We start from the raw sequence: 15,941 nt of genomic DNA, 5'->3' as shown, positions 1-15,941 counted from the left end.
AGCCCGCCACCCGGAACCCGGAGCACGGCAAAGGTCGAACGCGGTGGTCCGGTACGCGAGCCGCGTGCTGGTCGTCAGGGGATCGCTGTCGGGCGCGGTTCGGCGGGTTGTTGTGCTCGCTTGTGCGGCATCGTCTTGTTCCGCACTCCCGAAACGATCTCGTGGAGCAGTGCGCGGTGAACACGGGGTGCCGGTATTTCGTGATGAAGCCCTCGACGACGTCGCGCTGGCGCGACGGCCGGTGCCGATCCCGGGAGGTTTCGCTCTGGGCGACCGATCCGCTCGCGCTGAAGGATTCGTTCTTCTGGTACAAGGCGAACTGGACCGCCACGCCGTTCGTCCACCTGACCAGCAAGCGGTGGACCAACCGCAGCAACGCCACGACGACCGTCAAGGCGTACGGAAGCGTGGATTCGGTGACCCTGACGGTCAACGGCGTGTCGATGGGCACGAAGACGTCGTCGGGCCACATCTACGCCTGGCCCGAGGTGCAGCTGTCGACCGGAGCGAACGAGGTCGTGGTCACCGGAACCCGCGACGGAGCAACGCACACCGACACCGCGACGTGGTACGTCAGCGAATGACAGTCCATAAAGGACATATCCGGCCGCGTTGCGCGCGGGTATCGCTGTCGTAAAGAGCTCTTGACCCGATGTGACCCACGCCCTAGTTTGGTTTTGCACCACCTGTCGAACAGTGCTCGGAATATCGAACATGGCGTGGTCCGGGGGTGTGTTGTGCGTGATACGGGCGGCGAGCGCAGGATCAGCCGCAGGGTGCTGCTCAGCGCCGCCGCGCTGAGTTCCGCCGCCCTGGCCAGCGGTTGCGCGGGCGCCGGGACGCAGCTGCGGTACTGGAGCCTGTTCACCGGCGGCGACGGCGACACCATGAAGCGGATGCTGGCCGATTACCGCGCGACGCATCCCGGTGTCGGCCTCGAAGATGTGACCCTGGAATGGGGCGACCGGTACTACACGAAGCTCGCGATGGCCGCGGCGGCCGAGCGGGCACCGGACGTCGCGATCTTGCACCTCGGCCGCCTGCCCGCGTTCGCCCAGGGTGGGCTGATCGATCCGATCCGGCCAGATCTCCTGCAACAGGCGGGAATCGGCTCGCAGCACTTCCCCGATGGACTGTGGCGCCGTTCCCACTACCGCGACCAACTCTTCGCGGTGCCGCTCGACACGCACCCGTTCGTCATGTACTACAACGTCGAGATCTGCCGCGAAGCCGGATTGCTCGACGAGCAGGATCGGCTACGTCCGCTGGTCGGTCCCGAAGGCGTGCGAGCCGCATTGCGGGCGGCCAAGGAAGTCACCGGCTCGTACGGCCTGCTCGTCGAATCGGCGGGGGACGGCGTGGTTCCGTGGCGCCTGTTCTGGACGCTGTACCGGCAACTCGGCGGTGACCTGCTCACCCCGGACGGCACGCGATCGGCGTTGGACGACGCGAAGCTGACGCGAGTCCTGGAATTCGTGCAGTCGCTCAGCCGGGACGGGCTGGCGTCCACCGGCATGGACGCCGACGCGGCCATCGCACTGTTCAGCAGCGAGCGGGCGGGCTTCTTCTGGCAGGGCGAATGGGAAGTCCAAACCTTCATCGAGGCACAAATCCCGTTCAGCATGACCCCCTTCCCCGGCGTGTTCGGTCCCCCATTCGCGGAGGCCGACTCGCACGCCTTCGTACTGCCGCACCAACCGGAGCGGACCGGAAACCGGCACCGCATGACCTACGAGTTCGTGGCGTCGCTGCTGCGCAACAGCACGATGTGGGCCGAAGGCGGGCACATCCCGGCGTACCTGCCGGTGACCAACAGCGACGAATACGCCCGCATGGTGCCGCAATCCCTCTACCGCTCGGTGATCGACGACGTGCAGCTCGATCCCGAGGTGTGGTTCGCCGGTTCCGGCTCGCGCCTGTGGACCGACATGACGGCGGTGGTCGGTCCGGTCATGGACGGGCGCATGTCGGTCCGCCAGGGCGCGGCCGAAATCCGCGAACTCGTCCAGCAACTGCTCGACACGCCCAACCCCGTCGCATGAGTAGCCCTGTGTCAACCCCAGCCCTCCCCAACCGCACCTCAGGGGACCGTGACGCGAACCAGCCACAAGAAACCGCGAAACGCCAGATTCGTGCTGGACGCAACTACCACTGTGAATCGCGGAGAGGCGGACCAGCATGAGCAGATCACACCTGGAGGCTGCATGACCCCGCGGTCCGCATGGCGCACCTGGACCGGGTCGGGTGCCTTGTTCGTGCTGCCCTTCCTGGCCGTCTACGTCCTGTTCCTCGTCGTCCCATTGGTGATGGGACTGGTGTCGAGCCTGACCGACGTCGGACTTTCCGGTGGTCCGGCCGAGTTCGTCGGCCTCGCCAACTTCGCGGAGGCCCTCGCGGATCCCGCCGTCTGGCGGTCGATCGGCGTCACCGTGCTGTTCACCGCCTTGAGCACACCGCCGCTGCTGCTGGTCGGGCTGGCGATGGCACTGCTGACGCACCGCCTCGCCCCGGCCCGCTGGTTGTGGCGATTGGCCTTCTTCGCGCCCTACGTGCTGCCGTCCTCGGCGATCGCGCTGATCTTCATCTGGATCTACCAGCCGGAGTTCGGCCTCGCCGACGGTCTGCTCGCCTGGCTCGGGTTGGGCCCGATGGGATGGCTGTCGCAATCGGTCAGCGCGATGCTCGGCGTGGTGCTCGCGACCGTGTGGTGGACCGTCGGGTTCAACTTCCTGCTGTACCTGGCGGCGTTGCAGGCGATCCCGGACGACCTGTACGAAGCGTCCTCGCTGGACGGGGCGAACAGCTGGCAGCAACTGTTCCGGATCACGCTGCCGATGCTCCGCCCGACCACCGGGCTCCTCGCGGTGCTCCAGGTCTTGGCGTCGTTGAAGGTGTTCGACCAGTTCTACTTGATCACCGGTGGCGGCCCGCACTACTCGACGAGGCCGGTCCTGCAGTACATGTACGAAAGCGGGTTCACCAACTACCGCATCGGATACGCCTCCGCGGTGTCCTATGTGTTCTTCGTGTTGATCCTGCTGCTCACGCTGGCCCGCTACGGCATGCAGATCCGACGTCGAGGAGGGCGGCCCGAGCATGGCTGAACAGGTGCTGACCAGGTCGCGGCGGCTGCCCGGCATCGGGACGCTGATCCTGCTGCTGTTCACGATCGCGTTGGCCGCGGTGTGGCTGCTGCCCTTCGCGTGGACGCTGTTGACGTCGTTGAAGCCGGAGAGCGAGACGACGGATGTGCCCCTGCACTGGTTGCCGCGCGACGTCACCCTGGACGCCTACCGGAGCGTGCTGTCCACGAACGACATCTGGGTGTGGCTGTTCAACAGCGTGTTCACCGCCAGCGCCGTCACCTTCCTGGTCGTCCTGCTGTCGAGCACGGCAGCCTACGGCTTCGCCCGCACCGGATTCCGGGGCCGCAGGGTGCTTTTCGCGCTGGTGGTCGCGGGAATCCTGGTGCCGACGGAGGTGGTGGTCGTGCCGCTGTTCCAGGAGATGGTCTTCCTCGGCCTGGTGGACACGCCGTGGGGCGTCATCCTCCCGCAGGTGGTGCTGCCCGCGATGGTCTACATCCTAAAGATCTTCTTCGACGGCGTACCGCGCGAGCTCGAAGAGGCTGCCCTCATGGACGGCGCGAGTCGGTGGCGGATCTACTGGCAGATCATCCTGCCCCTGTCCCGCCCGGTGCTCGCCGCGGTCGCGATCTTCACGTTCATCACGACCTGGAACAACTTCCTCTGGCCATTCATCGTCACCGCCGATCCGGGGTCGATGACCCTGCCAGTCGGCCTGGCGACGGTCCAGGGCAGCTACGGCGTGCGGTACGCCGAGATCATGGCCACCGTGATCATCGCGGGTCTGCCGCTGCTGCTCGTCTTCGTGCTGTTCCAACGGCACATCGTCCGAGGTGTCGCCCACACCGGCATGGCCGGACGTTGAAAACCCGCAGCAAATGGAAGGACGCCATGAGCACCCACTTGGACCGAGCCGAAGCCAAGCTGACCGTCGACCCGGCTTTCGAGATCGGTGAGGTCAATCCGCGCCTGTTCGGTTCGTTCGTCGAGCACCTGGGCCGATGTGTCTACACCGGAGTTCACGAACCGGACCACCCCGCGGCGCGTGCCGACGGCCTGCGTCAGGACGTGCTGGACCTGGTGCGCGAACTGGGCGTGACGCTCATCCGGTATCCGGGCGGCAACTTCGTGTCCGGCTACCGGTGGGAGGACGGCGTCGGGCCGGTGGCCGAGCGGCCGCGCCGCCTGGATCCGGCGTGGTGCTCGATCGAGACCAACGAGTTCGGGCTCCACGAGTTCATGCGGTTCACCGAAGTCGCCGGGGTGGAGCCGATGATGGCGCTGAACCTGGGCACCCGCGGCCCGCAGGAGGCGCGCGAGCTGCTGGAGTACTGCAACCACCCCGGCGGCACTGCCTGGTCGGAGCTGCGCCGCTCGCACGGCGTGGACAAACCGCACGGAATCCGCTTGTGGTGCTTGGGAAACGAGCTGGACGGACCGTGGCAGATGGGCCACAAGACCGCCGACGAATACGGCCGGGTGGCCGCGGAGGCGGCGCGCGTCATGCGGATGACGGACCCGGACGTCCGGTTGGTCGCCTGCGGTAGCTCGAACTCGTCGATGCCGACCTTCGCGGCATGGGAAGGCACCGTGCTTGAGCACACGTACGAGCACGTGGACTACATCTCGTTGCACGCCTACTACGAAGAGATCGACGGCGATGTGGACAGCTTCCTCGCGGTGGCCGAGGACATGGAGCACTTCATCGACTCCGTGGTCGCCACCTGCGACCACGTCCGCGCCAAGCTGCGCGGTAAGAAGCGCATCGAGCTGTCCTTCGACGAGTGGAACGTCTGGTATCGCAGGCTGCGCGACCGGGCGACCGAGCCGGACTGGGAGATCGGGCCACGTCTGCTGGAGGACAACTACACGGTTACCGACGCGGTCGTGGTGGGGAGTCTGCTGGTGACCCTGCTGCGGCACTGCGACCGGGTAACCGCCGCCTGCCTCGCCCAACTGGTCAACGTGATCGCGCCGATCATGACCGAACCCGGCGGCCTGGCGTGGCGGCAAACCAGCTTCTACCCCTTCTCGGACGCGGCGCGGCACGGACGGGGTCGCGTCCTGCGGATCGAACCGCATTCCACCCGCCACCAGACCGCGGACTACGGCGAGGTGAATCTGCTGCACTCCGTTGCGGTGCAAGAAGACGAGGACACGATCACGCTGTTCGCGGTGAACCGCGACACTGACCGCCCGCTCGACCTGGTGGCCGACGTCCGAGCGACCGGTGCCGTGCGCGTGCTGGAGCACCGCGTGCTCGCGGACGCCGACCGACACGCCCGCAACACCGCGCAGCAACCCGACCGAGTCCAGCCGAGGCAGCACACCGGCGCGACCATCGACAGCGGCGTCCTCGCCGCAGAACTCCCGCCACTGTCCTGGAACGTCCTCCGCGTCACCGCAGCGAGCTGACAGATCCAGGGCGAGTTCATGTCGACTCACTCGACATGTCGAGTGAGTCGACATATACTGAAGTCATGTCTGAGGACCATGAACACGAACGCCTTGCGGCCCTCGCCGCGCTCATCTCCTGGGCTGACCGTCGAGAACGCCTCGCCGAGGAGCGTGCCGACCTCGTCGCTGCCGCGTGGCGCAGCGGCTCACGCAACGTCGCGGAACTCGCCCGGCTGGCACGGGTTTCGCGCGACACCATCTACGCGGACCTCAAGGCCCGCAGCATCAACACGTCGGCTCGGGTGCAGGATCCGATCGGCACGGAGGCGATCCCGCGCGAACAGCTGACAGCGGAGTCCGTGCGCCCGCTCGCGCGGCTGGTCGACGCGGTGGCCCGTCCGGCGTTCGGCCGCACCCCGAACGACCCGCTCACGCGAGTCACCACCAGTGCGGGCCGAGCGCTGGAGACGGTGGCGGACGTCCTGGACCCGCCCACCGACCAGGGGCCGGGCTGGACGAAGGAGGAATTGTTGCCCGGTTTGGCGGCAGAGGGCGCCGCGATCACCCACCACGCGCACCGGGAACTAGCTGCGAGCGCGGCGCCCGATGAGCTCGCGGCGCAGACGGATTACCTCCACCGCGCGATGTTGCATCGCGGCAGGCACGCGTCGGCGCAGCGAGTCGATGTGGTCGTCGCGTTGCCGATCGGCGGATCGCTCACCGTCCGGTTGGACCGCGACGAGCGGGGATGGACCACCCTCAGCGGCGACAGCCCGCTGCTCACCGGCGAGATCGACGGGCTGGACCACTTGGAAGTGCAGCACGCGCTCACCGTCCTGAGCCAGGTGATCACCCGCAACCTCGACGAAGGTGCCTTCGTCGAGAAGCGCAAAGACGCACTTCCCGGCGGGCCAGCGATCCGGCATCGCCTCGTTCCGTCCAATGAGGACTGATCTCACCCGCGCAGCGTGACCAGAGCCCGGTCCGGTGGCCGCAACCACCAGGAGGTGACGGTCAGTCCGAGGAGGGGAACCAGGAAGGCCAGTTCGCCGAGTCCGTAGCCGACGGTGAGGTGGGAGGCGATGGCCCCGGTGTAGGTGAAGATCACACCGGCGTAGGCCCACTCCTTGAGCAGGGGAAAGCGCGGGGCGAGCAGTGCGACGGCGCCGAGCAGCTTCCAGACGCCCAGGATGACGAGGAAGTACGACGGGTAGCCGAGGTGCTCGACGACCACTTGAACCTGCGTTATCCGCAGCACACCCCATATCCCGCCGACAGCTAGCTCGGCGGTGACGAGCACGGTGGTGACCCAGTAGCCGACTCTCATCCCTGCGGCCCTGCCGCCGCTGGTACCGGTCATGAAGTGCTCCTCCTCACTGCTGTCGGCCGCTTTCCAGGAGTTTCTTGAGATTGCGATAGCTGAGCTGAGCGCCCTTGGCCGCCTGCCTGCGCACCAGCGGCACGAGTGGCACACCGACGCCGTGGCCTTCGAAGTCGAGGGTGAAGGTGATGCGCGACCCGGCGCCGTCGTTCATCGGCTCGACCGTGACCGTGGCGTGCGGACGAAGCGGCCCGTCCGTGCCCCGCGCCGCCCAGCTGCGAGGCTGATCGTTGCGGACGATCTGCTGTGTCATCGTGCGTTCGGCGCCGCCGAACCGGCGGGTCGTGGCGAACTCGCGTTGTCCGAGCATCCGGACAGCTACCACGTCGCGTTGCCACTCGGCGAAGCGCAGCGGGTCGGTGACGAAGGCGAAGACCTCCTCCGGCGAGCGCGCGATCTCGATGGTGGATACCAGCGGTGCCACTCGGACCTCCTTGTTACCTCTGCGTGCCTTCACACGTCAGAGTTATGACGGAGGCTTGGGCAGAAAGGTAACCGTGGACGACTTCGAAGCGCACCGAGACCACCTGCGGGCAGTGGCCTACCGCATGCTCGGTTCGGCGAGCGAGGCCGACGACGCGGTCCAAGAGGCATGGCTGCGGCTGGCCCGCGCTCGCGACGCCGAAGACATCGAGAACACCCGCGCCTGGCTGACAACCGTGGTGGCCCGCGTGTGCCTGGACATGCTGCGCTCGCGCACGGCACGGCGCGAGGTGCAGCTCGACACCCCGCTGCCAGCGGACAGTCCCGACCCCGAGCAGGAGGCGATGCTGGCCGACTCCATCGGGCTCGCCCTGCTGGTCGTGCTCGACGCGCTAACTCCCGCCGAACGGATTGCCCTGGTCCTGCACGACATGTTCACCATGCCCTTCCAGGAGATCGCACCGATCCTCGGACGCTCCGTCCCGGCGACCAAGATGCTGGCCAGCCGCGCACGCCGCCGGGTGCGCGAGGCCCAGGCGTCCGACACCGATCAGGCCCGGAAGCGCAAAGTCGTGGACGCCTTCCTCGACGCCTCCCGCAACGGCAACTTCGCTGGCCTGCTCGATCTGCTGGATCCCGACGTCACAGTGCGCGCCGACGCCGCAGCCGCACCCGGCGGAGCCCCCGCGCTCCTGCGCGGTGCCCAGGCCGCCGCGCGACAGGCGATGGCGTTCTCCCAACGCGCCAAGCACGCTCGCGTCGGCGTCGCCGACGGGGCCCCCGCAATCCTGGTAATGCCAGGCGGAAGCCTTGTCACCGTGCTGACCTTCACCATCACCGACGGCAAGATCACGGCCGTCGACATCATCGCCGACCCCCAGCGGTTGAACCAACTCGTCGTCGAGTCCCCCGCCTAGGCGCACAGACACCGCCGTTGGCTTGTCCGCCGCTCAGCGGAGTTCGAAACCTCGCTCGTGGAACGCCTCCCGCAATCGGTCCCGACCGCGCAGTCCCGCGACGCTGCCGAAGCGGGCCGCGACCCGCTTCACCCAGCTCGACTCCAGCCCGACCTCGGCGTAGAAGTCGCTGATCAGCTCCTCGTAGCGTTCGACGTGCGACGGCTGGACGTCGAGGTCGTAGCGCTCGTGGTGCAGCACCACCTGCTGCGGCAACCGCGGCTTCACGGTTGTTTCCCGCGCCGGATCGGGATGGCCGACGACCAGCCCGAAAAGCGGGAACACGTTCGACGGCAGCCCCAGTTCCGCCGCGACTTCCAGCGGCCGGTTGCGCAACGCTCCGATGAACACCGTGCCCAGCCCCAGGGATTCTGCGGCGAGCGAGGCGTTCTGCGCGGCCAGCGCCGCATCCACCACCGCGACCAGCGCGCTCTCCAGGTAGTCCGCACCGTCGGTGGCCGACGCCAATTCCTCGGTGACCCGCCGCGCCCTGGCCAGATCCGCCAGCCAGACCAGCAGGACCGGGGCGTCCACGATGTGTTGCTGACCGCCAGCAACGTCCGCCAACCGCGCCCGCCGCTGCGCGTCGCGCACCACCACGACGCTCCACAGTTGCAGATTGCTGGAAGTTGGCGCCGACTGCGCGGCGGCCACCAAAGCCGTGATAGTCGCATCCGGAACCGGATCGGGCAGGTAGGACCGCACCGACCGGTGGGCGAGTTGGCGGGCGAGCACCTCGTTCCACGGCGCGAACGAGTCGGCGGCGACTTCCTGTCCGTAACGATTGCGATAGCCGACTTCGGGAGACGTCGTCATCCAGACTCCAAACAGATCCGCCAACACCGGGACACCCAGCGCCAACCGGCGCCCACCAAAGCCTATTCCACCGCCCACCAGCTGGGACGAACCGAAGCATCCGGCCCGCGCGATTCCGCGGTGGGCTACTCGCGGCGGAGCCGCGGCCTGGCCTGCTAGGCGGCAGGGCCCTGGAACTCGTCGGCGACGCCAGTCCGCTGCCCTGGATCACCGCGGCCCTCGCCTTCCTGGCCCTCGTGGTCACGGCGACCTCGACAGCACGCTGAGCCGCGGAAATCCTGTTGGGCGCCCAAACTCCTCCGGCTGGTGTTGAGGGCCTGGGCCAAGCCGGTTCGCAGCAGTTGGCCGTCCGGAGCTGCGATTCGGACCGCCCATCCGGCTGCGCCCGGCAGCGACGTGGCGGCGAGATAGGCAGGGGCGTCGTGTTCAAGGCGCGTCAGCTCCTCCCCCACTCGCCCGTCCGTCGGATCGGGGGTCACGACGAAGAGCGTGCCGAATGCGCGTAGTCCTGCCGTGCGGGGCAGCGCGGCGAGGGATTGGGCGTCGACGGCGCGTGGTGCCGTTTCGCCTGGGACGGAGATGACGACAGTCGAGGTGCAGCTGCCGAACGTCCCGTCGTCGCCGTCGGGGTGAATCACCACCGCGTCGACCAAGATCGCGATCGAACCCACCGCGACGGACACGTTGATGTGCTGGCGGAAGTTCGCGTTCGGCAGGAGCAGTCTCGGCTCGGGGCGGTGCACGAGCGTGCTGCCGGTGACCGCGTTCAGCTCGGTCTCCTCGCGCGCCGGTGGCCGACCGGGCCGCCCGGTCACCGGCATCGCACCCTGACCCACCACGTCCACCACTGCCCCGTCGGCCGCGGTGAGGCGCTGCCGGATGATGTCGCCGGGCTGCAGCGCGGCACCCGCGTTCTGCACGATCACCTGTCCGGCGAACTCGTCGCCGGTCGGGCGGAACATCCGCCCAACTGACTGCGGCCATCGAAAGCGCTTGCGGGCGAACACGGTTCGACCGCCATAGCGCGAGAATACGAGGTCCAGACACCGCCTGGGTTCGTCGGCAGCTGTCACACGAACAGCACCTCGCGGTCCAGAACGTCGATCAACTCGTCGGTGCCCAGTCCTGTTCGTGCGTTGGTGCACACCACCGGCCGTCCCGACCGGACCTGCCGCGCCTCCCGCAGCAGCCGATCCAGGTCCGCGCCCGCCAGCGGCGCCAGGTCGATCTTGTTCACCACCAGCAGGTCGCAGCGCACCACGCCCGGCCCGCGCTTGCGCGGGATGTCGTCGCCGCTGGCCGCGTCGATGACGAAGATCCAGTAGTCCACGAGGTCCCGCGAGAACGTCGAGGCCAGGTTGTCGCCGCCGCTTTCCAGCAGGATGACCTCGGTGTCCGGGAATTCGGCCTCCAACGCATCCATGGCGGCCAGGTTCAGCGACGGGTCCTCCCTGATGACGGTGTGCGGGCAGCCACCGGCCTCGACCGCGCGGACCCGTCGCGGATCGATCAGCCCGGAGCGGCGGATCCGCTCGGCGTCCTCAGCGGTGACCAGATCGTTGGTGATCACCGACACCGACCGGCCGCGCCCGCCGAGTCCGCTGATCAGCTGCTCGACCAGCGCGGTCTTGCCGGAACCCACCGGACCACCGACCCCGATCCGAGCTGTCCTCACCGTGGTCATCGCAACAGGTACCGCCGGGAGAAGGGAACCCGGGTGGCGGGCTCGCCGGTGAGCAGTTCACCATCCGCGCGCACCTCGAAGGTCCGCGGGTCGACCTCGACGTGCGGCAACGCCGTGTTGCGGACCATGTCGGCCTTGCGCAGCCCGCGCACCGAGTCGATCTGCCGCACCTGCTTGCGCAGCCCGAGCCGCTCGGCGATCCCCGCGCGCACCGCCAGCTCGGACATGAACACGAACCCCAGCTCGGCCGGGGCGGTGCCCCGCGCACCCCAGTTGGCGCGTTGCACCACCGGTTCGGAGGTGGCGATGCTGCCCGCCGCATCGCCCAGCGCCGCCCACGCGGGGAAACCGTTCTTGAGCACGAACTTCGGTTTGACACCGAAGAACGCGGGTGCCCAGACCACCAGGTCGGCGGTCTTGCCGACCTCGATCGAGCCGATGTGCCGGGCGGCGCCGATCGAGATCGCTGGGTTGATGGTCAGCTTCGCGATGTAGCGCTTGACGCGTTCGTTGTCGGACGTCGCGGTCTTCTCCTCCGGCAGCCGACCCACTCGCTGCTTCATGACCGCGGCGAGTTGCCAGCAGTTGGCGATGTTCTCGGCGACGCGGCCCATGCCCTGGGTGTCGCTGCCGAAGATCGAGATCGCCCCCATGTCGTGCAGGTGGTCCTCGGCGAGCATGGTCTGCGGGCGGATGCGCGCCTCGGCGAACGCGACGTCCTCCGGCGCTTCCCAGTTCATGTTGTGCGCCGTCATCGTCATCGGCACGCCCTCGTCGAGGGCGTGCGGGGTGAACGGGTTGGTCGGATTCGTGGAGGCCGGGATGACGTTGGCGCGGCCGACGCAGCGGATCAGGTCCGGCGCGTGCCCGCCACCGGCGCCTTCCACGTGGTACATGTGGATGGTCCGGTCCCCGATCGTTTCGAGGGTCCGTTCGGCGAAGCCGAATTCGTTGATCGAATCGGTGTGCAGGTGGACGGCGAAGTCAGCGGAATCGGCAGCGCGCAGGGTCGCGTCGATGACCGCCGGGGACGAACCGAAGTCCTCGTGGATCTTCACCGCCCCGGCGCCCGCCGCGACCGACTCCAGCACGGCGTCCACATCGGACGCTCCGCGGCCGAAGGCGACGTAGTTCATGGCGGCGTGCTCTCCACCGCGCAGGAACATCCCGAGGTTGCGGGCGCTACCGGTACCGACTTCGAACGCGGGTCCCAGCGAACCACCGATCAACGTCGTGGTGCCGGTCGACAGCGCGTGTTCGGTCTGCTGCGGGGAGATCAGGTGCGCGTGCGTTTCGATCGCACCAGCGGTGACGATCAGGCCCTCGGCCGGGATGGGTGTGGTCATGTGCCCCACGACCATTCCCGGCGCGACATCGGGCATGATGTCCGGGTTGCCCGCCTTGCCGATCCCGACGATTCGGCCGTCGCGAATTCCGATGTCGGCCTTGATGATGCCGGTGACGGCGTCGATGATCGTGGCGTTGGCCAGCACGTAGTCCAGGGCGCCGTCCGAGGACTTCGCGGTGGGGCGGTAACCCTCGCCGTCCCGAACGGTCTTCCCTGCCCCGGCGAGCAGTTCGTAGCCGGGGACGGTGCGGTCCTCCTCGACTTCGACGAACAGGTCGGAGTCGGCCAGTCGGATCCGGTCACCGACCGTCGGCCCGAAGACCCTGGCGTATGCCGCGCGATCGATGGAGGTCATTTCGACACCTCCTGTTCGGTCAGCGCGGTGACCGCGGCCTCCTGAACGCCGCGGTCGTCGAGCGGACCGTTCACCAGCCCGGCGAAGCCGCGGGCGATTCGATCTCCTGCCATCGGGACCAGTTCGACGGTCACCGGGATGCCGGGCTCGAAGCGCACCCCTGCCCCGGCGGCGACGGCCAACTTGTGCCCCCAGGCGGCGCGCCGGTCGAATTCCAGCGCTGGGTTGGCTTCGAAGAAGTGGGTTTGGCTGCGCACTTGGACGTCGCGATCGCCCTGGTTGACCACCTTGAGGGTCAACCGCTCAACGCTCGGGAACAGCTGGACCGGTTCATCGCCAACGGCGATCTCACCGGGGCGGATGTCGCCCGCCATCGGCGCGATCGGGTCGACGACGCTCACCAGCTTGGTGCCTTCGGCGAACGGCGCGTCGACCAGCAGCATGCGCAGCATCTCCGGAACCCCGCCCATCACCTGCTCGGCGGTGAGCAGGTGATGGGCATGGTCGACGAGCTCGTCGAACGGCATGTCCTTGCGGGCTGCCAGCATGATCTCGTCGGTCAGGTAGGCCACCGCCTCGGGATGGCTCAGCGGGACGCCTTCGCGGAGGTTCCGCCGTGCCAACTCCGCCGCCGTGAAGATGGTCAGGCGCTCCATTTCCGTGGGTGTGAGATTCACGATCAACCCTTCGTCCGACGGTAGGCGTTCTAACTCGCGAAAAGGCGGGGTTGGGAGGTGCGGCGTTGGGCGGCGATGTCGGCGTAGGCGGTGAACGAGGTCGGCTCGTCCGGCGGTCGCTGGGACAGGAGCGATTCGAGGGTGGGCTGCGCCGCACCGACGACCCGCTGGGCACCGAGGTGTCCGACCAGTCCGAGCCGCAGCGCCGCGCTGGCGACACCCGAGACGACCTGCCAGCCGCTGATCGCTTCGGCAGCCGCCGGGCTGAGGCCGCCGTCCCGGTAGCAGCAGGCCAGCACGACCGGCAGGTGCCCGGGTGCGGCACCGGCGAGCACCGCGCTGCGGTAGGTCTGCGCCGCGGTGCTGCCCAGCGCGGCGAACGTGCCGAGCACTGCCAGACCCGCCCGGCGGGATGCCTCGCGCAGCACCGACATCACCGCGAGCGCCTCGGCCAGCTGGTCCGCTCGCCGCGCCTCCTCCGGACCCGCCCAAGCCCGCCGCAGCAGCACCCGATCGCTGGTGTGCCAGCGGCAGCGCAGTTGTTCGCCGAGGAAGGCGAGCACGTCGGGCTCATCGGTCACCCAACCATCCCGGTGCGCGCCCTCCAGCCCGGAGGAGAACGCGAAACCTCCGTTGGGGAAACCGCTGTCTCCGAAGCGCAACGCGGCGACGAACTCCGCAACGTTCATGACGGCGGTACCGCCACGCACCGCACGTCGCCGGTGGCGATCAGGTCCGCGACCCGGTTGAGGTAATCCTGCTCTGGGCCTTCCAGCAACACCTCAAGCGCTTCCCCGTCGAACGTGCTTCGCCAATGCAGGTGCCCCGCCACGAAACCGAGCCGAAGCGCGGCTGGCACCGATGTCGCACCGAACCGGAGCACCCGACGCGCGCCCGCGCGCACGATCACCGCCCGGTCGCCGTCGAGCACCAGCACCGTTCCGTCGCGCAGCTTTTCGCCGCGCGGCAACGCGATCGCGTAGTCCCGACCCGCGTCCGAGGTCACCCGAAGCCGACTGCGGTCGAGGTCGGCCGAGGACAGGTGGACGTACTCCACCGCCTGGCCGTGGCGCAACGCGTCGAGCGCCGCGGCCAGGTCGGCGCTGGACTCGTGTCCGGCGACGACCTCGACCACGCGCGGCGAGCTGGTCACCGCGCACCAGCGATCGGCACGGGCGCGATCCGCCCCACCACCTCGGTCGCCTGCTCCAACGCGTAGCCGACCTGCAGGATTTCGGCCTCGCAGAAGGGCTTGCCGATGATCTGCACCCCGATCGGCAGGCCCGCGGCGGAGAAAGCAGCTGGAACCTGCAGGGCCGGTAGCCCGGTGACGTTGGCGGGTGCGCACATCCGGCTGTAGGCGCTGGTGGCGCCCTCGACGACACCGTCGTCCCACCGGAAGTGGGGATCTTCGCGCAGCGCCGCGACACCCGGCACCGTCGGGGCGAGCAGCACGTCGATGCCGTCGTACATGTCGCGCCAGGCTTCCTGGATGCGGGTGCGCAGCCGCAGTGCGTTGATGTAGTCGGTGGCGAGCTGGGCCTCGCCCGCCTCGATCAGCGTGCGGACCTCGTCGGTGAACAGCTCGGGCGACTCGCGCATGGCACCCATGTGGTAAGCGCTGGCTTCGGCCGACAGCAGCCCCCACTCGGTGGGCAGCAGGTATTCGGCGAGCGGGATCTCCACCTCGACCAGCTGCGCACCCAAGCCCTCCAGCAGCAGAGCGGTCCGCTTGGCCACGTCGAGGGTTTCCGGCTCGACGTGGTAGGTGAAGTAATTGGTGGGGATACCGATCTTCTTGCCCGCCACCCCGGCGTCGATACCGGTCAGGAAGTCCGGCGCCGGAAGGTCCACCGTGGCCGGATCGCGGCGGTCGTAACCGGACATCGCGGCCATCGCGATCCCGGCGTCGGTGACGTTGCGGGTCAGCGGACCGACGTGGTCCAGCGACCACGACAGCGACGCGACGCCAGCTCGCGAGGCCCGGCCGTAGGTGGGCTTGAGCCCCACCGTTCCGCAGACGCCCGCCGGGATCCGGATCGAGCCGCCCGTGTCGCTGCCCAACGCCACGTGCACGACACCCGCACCCACCGCGGCACCGGAGCCACCGCTGGAACCACCCGGCACCCGGTCGGGGTCCCACGGGTTGCCGGTGGTGGGAGTGGTTGCGCCGTAGGCGAATTCGTGGGTCTCCGTCTTCCCGATGAGCACCATGCCCGCCTCGTGCAGGCGTGCCACGGATGCGCTGTCGGTGCTGGGCACGTTGTCGGCGCGCTGCTTGGAGCTCGACGTGGTCGGCACGCCCGCGGTGTCGTAGAGGTCCTTCACCCCCAGCGGGATGCCGTGCAGCGGACCCCGGTAGTCGCCCGCGCCGATCTCCGACTCGGCCTTGGCGGCCTGGGCGCGCGCGATCTCCTCGGTCACCGTGACGAACGCCGTGATCGCCGGTTCGACCTCCTTGAGCCGGACGAGCGCGGAGTTGACGACCTCGACCGGCGAGATCTCCCTGGTGCGGATCTTCTCGGACACCTCGGCCAACGGCAGTTCATAGAGTTCCACGGTCATCGCCTTTCGTCGTCATCCGCCCGAACGTCACTCCCACGCCGCCTTGAACGCCGTGGCCGGGACGGTTTCGCCGAGTTCCCGAACGCTCGCCTGGCGGATGAGCGCCAGTATCGTGCTGTAGTCCTCGTACTTCTCCGCGAGCCGTTCCGGTGACATCTGCAGTTCCGCGTATTCGAAGACGGTCGCCAGTTGCTCCTGGGTGGGCTTGAAACCTTCCTGCGACATCACGAATCTCCCTTGCATTGGTGGTGTT

At 68.4% G+C, this 15,941-nt stretch carries 18 protein-coding genes; 7 read left to right on the top strand and 11 right to left on the bottom strand.

The genetic code is table 11. The features are described 5' to 3' along the window. Positions 1 to 203: 203 nt before the first annotated feature. The 6 genes from MOQ72_RS30115 to MOQ72_RS30090 all read left to right on the top strand — a co-directional run bounded on the left by MOQ72_RS30115 (position 204) and on the right by MOQ72_RS30090 (position 6,436). Positions 204 to 584 (top strand): DUF4982 domain-containing protein, encoded by a 381-nt coding sequence (locus MOQ72_RS30115; protein ID WP_242189122.1) that lies wholly within the window; start codon positions 204 to 206, stop codon positions 582 to 584. A 153-nt stretch (positions 585 to 737) separates the two neighbouring features. Then, positions 738 to 2,042 carry an extracellular solute-binding protein gene (locus tag MOQ72_RS30110; protein WP_242189121.1) on the top strand — a complete coding sequence of 435 codons (1,305 nt, stop codon included), beginning with the start codon at positions 738 to 740 and terminating at the stop codon, positions 2,040 to 2,042. Positions 2,043 to 2,204: 162 nt separating this feature from the next. Beyond that, positions 2,205 to 3,104 carry a carbohydrate ABC transporter permease gene (locus MOQ72_RS30105; RefSeq protein WP_242189120.1) on the top strand — a complete coding sequence of 300 codons (900 nt, stop codon included), beginning with the start codon at positions 2,205 to 2,207 and terminating at the stop codon, positions 3,102 to 3,104. Then, the gene (locus tag MOQ72_RS30100) at positions 3,097 to 3,951 is read left to right on the top strand and encodes a carbohydrate ABC transporter permease (RefSeq protein WP_242189119.1); all 855 of its coding nucleotides are present in this window, start codon (positions 3,097 to 3,099) and stop codon (positions 3,949 to 3,951) included. Before MOQ72_RS30105 ends, MOQ72_RS30100 begins: the two co-directional genes overlap by 8 nt. A 26-nt stretch (positions 3,952 to 3,977) precedes the next feature. After that, a complete protein-coding gene (gene arfA, locus MOQ72_RS30095) occupies positions 3,978 to 5,501 on the top strand; it encodes an arabinosylfuranosidase ArfA (RefSeq protein ID WP_242189118.1) in 1,524 nt (507 codons plus the stop codon). Between the two features lie 65 nt (positions 5,502 to 5,566). Continuing rightward, complete coding sequence (locus tag MOQ72_RS30090) at positions 5,567 to 6,436, top strand: hypothetical protein (RefSeq protein WP_242189117.1); 870 nt, start codon at positions 5,567 to 5,569, stop codon at positions 6,434 to 6,436. 2 nt (positions 6,437 to 6,438) lie between these two features. On the opposite strand, the gene MOQ72_RS30085 is transcribed toward MOQ72_RS30090, so the two are convergent. After that, entirely contained in the window at positions 6,439 to 6,843 is a 405-nt protein-coding gene (locus tag MOQ72_RS30085) for a DoxX family protein (RefSeq protein WP_242189116.1), read from the bottom strand. Between the two features lie 13 nt (positions 6,844 to 6,856). After that, on the bottom strand, positions 6,857 to 7,288 hold the full coding sequence (locus MOQ72_RS30080) for an SRPBCC family protein (protein ID WP_242189115.1): 432 nt from the start codon (positions 7,286 to 7,288) through the stop codon (positions 6,857 to 6,859). 73 nt (positions 7,289 to 7,361) lie between these two features. Here MOQ72_RS30080 and MOQ72_RS30075 point away from each other — a divergent pair, with 73 nt between their 5' ends. Beyond that, positions 7,362 to 8,204, top strand: coding sequence for a sigma-70 family RNA polymerase sigma factor (locus MOQ72_RS30075; protein WP_308197989.1), 843 nt, complete (start codon positions 7,362 to 7,364; stop codon positions 8,202 to 8,204). A gap of 33 nt (positions 8,205 to 8,237) precedes the next feature. Here MOQ72_RS30075 and MOQ72_RS30070 read toward each other — a convergent pair whose 3' ends face one another. From MOQ72_RS30070 to MOQ72_RS30030, 9 genes are all read right to left on the bottom strand, one after another. Then, positions 8,238 to 9,059, bottom strand: coding sequence for an NADPH-dependent oxidoreductase (locus MOQ72_RS30070; RefSeq protein ID WP_242189114.1), 822 nt, complete (start codon positions 9,057 to 9,059; stop codon positions 8,238 to 8,240). A 155-nt stretch (positions 9,060 to 9,214) separates the two neighbouring features. Continuing rightward, positions 9,215 to 10,132, bottom strand: a complete 918-nt coding sequence (locus MOQ72_RS30065; RefSeq protein WP_504981200.1) for an urease accessory protein UreD — start codon at positions 10,130 to 10,132, stop codon at positions 9,215 to 9,217. Then, positions 10,129 to 10,743, bottom strand: coding sequence for an urease accessory protein UreG (ureG, locus tag MOQ72_RS30060; protein ID WP_277954882.1), 615 nt, complete (start codon positions 10,741 to 10,743; stop codon positions 10,129 to 10,131). The genes MOQ72_RS30065 and ureG overlap by 4 nt, the downstream gene beginning before the upstream one ends. Then, positions 10,740 to 12,446, bottom strand: a complete 1,707-nt coding sequence (gene ureC / locus MOQ72_RS30055; RefSeq protein WP_242189111.1) for an urease subunit alpha — start codon at positions 12,444 to 12,446, stop codon at positions 10,740 to 10,742. Before ureC ends, ureG begins: the two co-directional genes overlap by 4 nt. Further along, entirely contained in the window at positions 12,443 to 13,123 is a 681-nt protein-coding gene (gene ureB, locus MOQ72_RS30050) for an urease subunit beta (RefSeq protein ID WP_308197988.1), read from the bottom strand. Before ureB ends, ureC begins: the two co-directional genes overlap by 4 nt. A 29-nt stretch (positions 13,124 to 13,152) precedes the next feature. Beyond that, positions 13,153 to 13,812 (bottom strand): urease accessory protein UreF, encoded by a 660-nt coding sequence (locus MOQ72_RS30045; RefSeq protein WP_242189109.1) that lies wholly within the window; start codon positions 13,810 to 13,812, stop codon positions 13,153 to 13,155. Then, positions 13,809 to 14,276, bottom strand: coding sequence for an urease accessory protein UreE (locus tag MOQ72_RS30040; RefSeq protein WP_242189108.1), 468 nt, complete (start codon positions 14,274 to 14,276; stop codon positions 13,809 to 13,811). The genes MOQ72_RS30045 and MOQ72_RS30040 overlap by 4 nt, the downstream gene beginning before the upstream one ends. Further along, entirely contained in the window at positions 14,273 to 15,688 is a 1,416-nt protein-coding gene (locus tag MOQ72_RS30035; RefSeq protein WP_242189107.1) for an amidase, read from the bottom strand. Before MOQ72_RS30035 ends, MOQ72_RS30040 begins: the two co-directional genes overlap by 4 nt. 27 nt (positions 15,689 to 15,715) lie before the next feature. Then, positions 15,716 to 15,913: a hypothetical protein gene (locus MOQ72_RS30030; RefSeq protein WP_242189106.1), complete on the bottom strand. Its 198-nt coding sequence runs from the start codon at positions 15,911 to 15,913 to the stop codon at positions 15,716 to 15,718. Positions 15,914 to 15,941 lie beyond the last annotated feature (28 nt).

Origin of the sequence: Saccharopolyspora soli, from assembly GCF_022678645.1 — a bacterium.
Lineage (GTDB): Bacteria > Actinomycetota > Actinomycetes > Mycobacteriales > Pseudonocardiaceae > Saccharopolyspora > Saccharopolyspora soli.
The sequence above is the reverse complement of the archived record's forward strand: the minus strand, read 5'-3'. Positions and strand labels throughout refer to the sequence as shown.

What these genes read in the sequence shown, in the direction of transcription:
- MOQ72_RS30115 (WP_242189122.1), top strand. Translation starts at nt 204, where the DNA reads ATGAAGCCCTCGACGACGTCGCGCTGGCGCGACGGCCGGTGCCGATCC.
- MOQ72_RS30030 (WP_242189106.1), bottom strand. Translation starts at nt 15,913, where the DNA reads ATGTCGCAGGAAGGTTTCAAGCCCACCCAGGAGCAACTGGCGACCGTC.
- MOQ72_RS30035 (WP_242189107.1), bottom strand. Translation starts at nt 15,688, where the DNA reads ATGACCGTGGAACTCTATGAACTGCCGTTGGCCGAGGTGTCCGAGAAG.
- ureG (WP_277954882.1), bottom strand. Translation starts at nt 10,743, where the DNA reads ATGACCACGGTGAGGACAGCTCGGATCGGGGTCGGTGGTCCGGTGGGT.
- MOQ72_RS30100 (WP_242189119.1), top strand. Translation starts at nt 3,097, where the DNA reads ATGGCTGAACAGGTGCTGACCAGGTCGCGGCGGCTGCCCGGCATCGGG.
- arfA (WP_242189118.1), top strand. Translation starts at nt 3,978, where the DNA reads ATGAGCACCCACTTGGACCGAGCCGAAGCCAAGCTGACCGTCGACCCG.
- MOQ72_RS30070 (WP_242189114.1), bottom strand. Translation starts at nt 9,059, where the DNA reads ATGACGACGTCTCCCGAAGTCGGCTATCGCAATCGTTACGGACAGGAA.
- MOQ72_RS30105 (WP_242189120.1), top strand. Translation starts at nt 2,205, where the DNA reads ATGACCCCGCGGTCCGCATGGCGCACCTGGACCGGGTCGGGTGCCTTG.
- MOQ72_RS30090 (WP_242189117.1), top strand. Translation starts at nt 5,567, where the DNA reads ATGTCTGAGGACCATGAACACGAACGCCTTGCGGCCCTCGCCGCGCTC.
- MOQ72_RS30045 (WP_242189109.1), bottom strand. Translation starts at nt 13,812, where the DNA reads ATGAACGTTGCGGAGTTCGTCGCCGCGTTGCGCTTCGGAGACAGCGGT.
- MOQ72_RS30085 (WP_242189116.1), bottom strand. Translation starts at nt 6,843, where the DNA reads ATGACCGGTACCAGCGGCGGCAGGGCCGCAGGGATGAGAGTCGGCTAC.
- ureC (WP_242189111.1), bottom strand. Translation starts at nt 12,446, where the DNA reads ATGACCTCCATCGATCGCGCGGCATACGCCAGGGTCTTCGGGCCGACG.